The following is a 5313-nucleotide window of genomic DNA, read 5'->3' as shown; positions in this document are numbered from 1 at the left end:
TTCTATGTCTGTTCATTCCTGCGTATTACATGAATTCTCCCGTCCTGACCGGGAGTATTACGCCGCCGCCCCTGCTCAATGGGACGCGCCCATGATTTCCAGGCCACGCCGCCCCGCGCCCTCCCGGGCCCGGCGGAGTCCCCGGCGGTCCCCCCTGCCCCTCCTGGCTCTTCTTCTGGGGCTGATGCTGTTCGCCGGCGGCTTCCTGCTGGGCCAGGCCGAGGCCGCGGGAAACAGGGCCGCCCAAGCCGCGGCGGGAGCGGGGGCCGGAAGCGGTGGCCCCGTCCGCGTTCTAACCGTCCCCGGGGCGGTGACCTCCGGCGGGGAGGGCACGCCCGCCTCCGGCGGGAAGGACAGCGCCGTCCCCAAGGACGGCTGGAACCTGATCCTGGTCAACGGGGACCATCCCCTGCCGCAGGATTTCCAGGTCCCGGAATTCACCCAATTGATCAACGGCCACGCCATCGACAAGCGGGCCTACCCCGCCCTCCAGCGGATGATGGACGACTGCCGGGCGGAGGGGCTGGAGCCCACCATCTGCTCCTCCTACCGGAGCTGGGAGAAGCAGGAGGAGCTGTTCCAGCGAAAGGTCCAATCCTGCCTCCCCCAGGCCGGGTCCTTGGAGGAGGCGGAGGAGCAGGCCGCCGTCTGGGTGGCCCGCCCCGGAACCAGCGAGCATCAGGCCGGGCTGGCGGTGGACATTGTGGACAAGTCCTACCAGCTTTTAGACGAGGGGCAGGAGAAGACGGCGGTGCAGCAGTGGCTGATGGAGCACTGCGCCGAGTACGGCTTCATCCTCCGCTATCCCACGGAGAAAAGCGCCCTCACCGGCGTGGGCTACGAGCCCTGGCACTACCGCTATGTGGGAGAGGAAGCCGCGGGGGAGATTATGCGGCAGGGGCTCTGCCTGGAGGAATACCTGGGAGAATACTGACAAAAAAGCGGGAGGCCGCCCTTGAGGCGGCCTTTCGCCGGCGCTATCCCCTGCCGCGCAAGGGAAACCCAATTTCCACCATTTGTCAAGCCATGATTTTCACGAATATACCCCCCTTTTTTCTCCACTCCCGCCATTGCTTTTGCCGGGGGAGTCGGCTACAATGTGTAGCGGTTGCTTTTTATGAATGAATGGAGGATACGGCAGATATGGAATTGGGTTACGATCCGCTTTGGGACGAGCAGGGCCGGCTGCGGCAGGGCTGCACGGTGGGCGAGGCGCTGGCCTGGATGACGAAATTCGGCGGCCGCACACTTGGGGAATCCGTGTGCATCAACGGTGTGGGCTACAAGATCGGCCGTCTGCTCTATGGACCGGAACGGCCCGCCGTGGCGGACAAGCCCATCTCCCGGGTCTACGACGGCTACTATCGCCAGCTGAATTTCAGCGTATAAGCTCCCCGGCAGGAGGGGCGGAGGAAGCGGGGCGCATGGCCTTTTGGGCCGGGCGCCTCCTTTTTCATTCCCGAAAAAGCCGGATTCCTCCCGTTTGGAGGCTCATCCATGGTTGACATGAGCCGCTTTACCCGTTANAATAGCATTGAGNNAAACCGGCGGGACATCCCTTCNCCTCGGCCCCGCCTGGAACCCGCANACATATGGAGGAGAACGCTTATGTATCATTGTCATCTGCGGCTCTACTGCGTCGGCCGCCGGCTGGAGCTTTTCGCCCCGCTTAAGGAGACCGCTCCCCAGGAGCCGTTTACCCATACGTTTTTGGAGAGCGGGGAGCCGGACCCCGCCCTGGCCGCCCTGGCCGACGTGATCTTCGCCGACCTCACGGGGCTGGACGCCGCCGGAACCGTCCGGACCCTGGCGCAGAGCGGGGCGGAGCTGGTTGTGCTGGGACTGCGGGATCAGCTGTCCCAGCTGACGGAGCTGCTCCCCGCCCTGGCCGATCTGTGGACCCTGCCCATGAGCGGAGAGGAGCTGCGCTTCCGCTTCCAGAAATGGCTGCGGGCCTGCCACCAGGAGAAGGATCTCTGGGAGGCAAGGCAGTACCTGGAGGCCGCCATCAACAGCGTGCCCAACCTGGTCTGGTACAAAACCAAGGACGGCGTCCACGAAAAGGTAAACGACAGCTTCTGCCAAACGGTGAACAAGGCCAAGGAGCAGGTCCAGGGCCAGCGGCACGCTTATATCTGGGACGTGGAATTTGATGACCCCGTCTGCATCGAGTCCGAGCGGATCGTCATGGAGTCGCAAAAAACCTGCGTGGCGGAGGAAACCGTCCAAACCGGCGAGGGGACCCGGCTGCTGACCACCTATAAGTCCCCCCTGTACGACCTGGACGGCAGCGTCATGGGCACCGTGGGCGTTGGCATCGACGTAACCCGGGAGCGGGCCTATGAGGAGGAGCTGCGCCGGGAGAACCACGCGCTGGAAACCCTGTTCACCACCATGGACTGCGGCGTGCTGGGCCACAGCCTGGACGGGTCCCGTATCCTCAGCGTCAACCGGGCCGCCCTGGTAATTCTGGGCTTCCAATCCCAGGAAGAGCTCTTTGCCGCCGGTTTCGACACCATCGCCACCTCCGTCATTGAAGAGGACCGGGAGAAGCTGCTAAGCTCCATCAAATCCCTGAAAAACGCGGGGGACAGCGTCAGCGTGGTGTACCGGGTCCGGCACACCAACGGGGACGTTCTCCACGTAATGGGCAATGTCAAGCTGATTGAGGAAAACGGAGAACTGTTCTATCAGCGCTTCCTCCTGGACTGCACCGCCCAGAAGCAGCGGGAGCAGGAAGAACAGCTCCGCACGGANCGCCGCCACCAGGAGCTGGTCCAGGCCCTGAGCACAGACTACAATCTGGTCTGTTCCTTTGATCTGGAAACCCGCAAGGGCAACGCCCTGCGGNCCTACGCCTGTCCCGCCTGGCTTTTGGAGCAGCTTTTCTCCGGGGATCTGTCCCTGGACGTCCATATGGAAAACTACATACAAACCTCCNTCTANGNGGACNACCGGGACATGGTCCGCCGGGTCTTTGCCGGGGATAACCTCCTTCGGGACCTTCAGGACCGGGGCATCTACTACCTCAACTACCGGACCGTCTGCATGGGTGAAATCCGCTATTTCCAGATGAAGGCCGTGCCCATCGGGGACCAGTCCTCCAGCCGGGGCGTGGTCATCGGCTTTCGCTGCGTGGACGAGGAAACCCGGTCGGAGATGGAGAAAAAGAGCCTGCTGGAGGACGCCCTGGNCCAGGCCAACCGGGCCANCAANGCAANGAGCGTCTTCCTCTCCAACATGTCCCACGACATCCGGACCCCCATGAACGCCATCATCGGCTTCACCGCCCTGGCCACCACCCACATCGACAACCGGGAGCAGGTGGAGGAATATCTGAAAAAGATCATGACCTCCGGCAACCACCTGCTCAGCCTCATCAACGACGTGCTGGACATGAGCCGCATCGAAAGCGGCAAGATGTACCTGGACGAAAAGCCCTGCTCCCTGCCGGACATCCTCCATGGCCTGCGGAGCATCGTCCAGGCGGACGTCCACGCCAAGCAGCTGGANCTTTACATGGACGCCGTGGACGTGATTCACGAGGACATCCTCTGCGACCGGCTGCGGCTGAACCAGATCCTCTTGAACCTGCTGGGCAACTCCATCAAGTACACCCCTGCCGGGGGCATCGTCAGCATCCGGGTGACGGAGAAGCCCTCCGCCCCGGCGGGCCACGCCGCCTATGAGTTCAGCGTCCGGGACACCGGCATCGGCATGAGCGAGGAGTTCGTCGCCCACATCTTCGAGCCCTTCGAGCGGGAGCGGAACTCCACCACCAGCGGCATCCAAGGCACCGGCCTGGNCATGGNNNTTACCCGGAACATCGTGGAGATGATGAACGGCTCCATCCATGTCAAGAGCCGCCAGGGCGTGGGGACGGAATTCTCCGTGGACCTCACCTTCCGTCTCTGCTCCGACGAGAAGCAGCCCACCACCATCCCGGAGCTCTCCGGCTGCCGCGCCCTGGTGGTGGACGACGACTTCAACACCTGTGACAGCGTCTCCTGTATGCTCCAGCAGATCGGCATGCGGGCGGAGTGGACCCTCTCCGGCAAGNAGGCGGTGCTCCGCACCCGGCAGGCCGTCATGCGGCGGGATCACTACAGCGTTTACATCATCGACTGGCTGCTGCCGGACATGAACGGCATCGAGGTCACCCGGCGCATCCGCAAGGAGTGCGGGGACGAGGTGCCCATCATCGTCCTCACCGCCTACGACTGGGCCGACATTGAAGACGAGGCCAAGGAAGCCGGGGTCACCGCCTTCTGCGGAAAGCCCCTGTTCCTCTCCGAGCTGCGGGACTGCCTCCTCTCCATCGTGGGCACGGAGGAGACCCCCGAGGCGGCGGGCGAAACCGCCGCCCTGCCCCTGGCCCTGGGCCGCATCCTGCTGGCGGAGGACAACGAGCTGAACCAGGAAATCGCCCAGGCCATTTTGGAGGAGGCGGGCTTCACCGTGGAAATCGCGGAGAACGGGCGGATTGCCCTGGACCTGCTGGAGCGGGCGGAGCCGGACTATTACCAGCTGGTGCTGATGGACGTGCAGATGCCCGTCATGAACGGCTATGAGGCCACCCGGGCCATCCGGTCCATGGAGGACCCGGCGCGAAGCGGCATCCCCATTCTGGCCATGACGGCCAACGCCTTTGAAGAAGACAAACAGGCGGCCCTCAAATGCGGCATGAACGGGCACATCTCCAAGCCCATCGACATTGCCAAGCTGCTGGAAACCCTGCAAAACGTCCTGCGGAACCGCTAAGCTTCAAAAAAACGGGAGAGAGGCCAAAGGTCTCTCTCCCGCTTTTTCTTCCGCCGGTTCAGTCCGCCGTCAGCACGCCGCCGAGATCCAGGGGCTTCCCATCGGACCAGAGACGCTCTAAGTCATAGAACTCCCGGGCCTCCTGGGAGAACACATGAACCGCCAGGCAGCCGTAGTCCAGCAGCACCCAGGTACCGTCCCGGTGGCCCTCCCGGTGGAGGGGGGCCTCTCCGGCCTGTTCCTTCATGGCCTTTTCCACCGCGTCGCAAAGGGCGTTGATCTGGGTGTTGGACCCGCCAGTAGCAATGACGAAATAGTCTGCCAGGGTGGTCAGGTCCGTGATTTCAATGGCGGAAATCTCTTTGCCCTTTTTCTCGTCCAGGGCCTTGGCGGCAATGATGGCCAGCTCCTTCGGTGTCATAGACATTCCTCTCTTTCCTAAAAATATGTGAATGGTGCCTTACGCGCTCAAGCGGCGGGGTCCGGCCCGATGAGGGTGAAGCCCGGGTCCGCCGGGAGCTGGGGATCCGCGGGAACCTCCGGAGCGGGCTC

At 63.3% G+C, this 5313-nt stretch carries 4 protein-coding genes; 3 read left to right on the top strand and 1 reads right to left on the bottom strand.

What is annotated here, in order from left to right; all coding sequences use genetic code 11:
- The 3 genes from JX325_RS12370 to JX325_RS12360 all read left to right on the top strand — a co-directional run.
- Positions 1-934: M15 family metallopeptidase (locus tag JX325_RS12370; protein ID WP_307819277.1), on the top strand; the 934-nt coding region annotated here is incomplete at its 5' end.
- Positions 935-1143: 209 nt separating this feature from the next.
- A complete protein-coding gene (locus JX325_RS12365) occupies positions 1144-1389 on the top strand; it encodes a hypothetical protein (RefSeq protein ID WP_204791418.1) in 246 nt (81 codons plus the stop codon).
- Positions 1390-1608: 219 nt separating this feature from the next.
- Positions 1609-4761, top strand: coding sequence for a response regulator (locus tag JX325_RS12360; protein WP_204791417.1), 3153 nt, complete (start codon positions 1609-1611; stop codon positions 4759-4761).
- A gap of 58 nt (positions 4762-4819) precedes the next feature.
- On the opposite strand, the gene rsfS is transcribed toward JX325_RS12360, so the two are convergent.
- The gene (gene rsfS / locus JX325_RS12355) at positions 4820-5182 is read right to left on the bottom strand and encodes a ribosome silencing factor (RefSeq protein WP_204791419.1); all 363 of its coding nucleotides are present in this window, start codon (positions 5180-5182) and stop codon (positions 4820-4822) included.
- Positions 5183-5313: the final 131 nt, after the last annotated feature.

Source organism: Oscillibacter sp. CU971 (assembly GCF_905219725.1).
Lineage (GTDB): Bacteria > Bacillota > Clostridia > Oscillospirales > Oscillospiraceae > Oscillibacter.
This window is presented reverse-complemented; position numbering and strand designations above follow the sequence as displayed.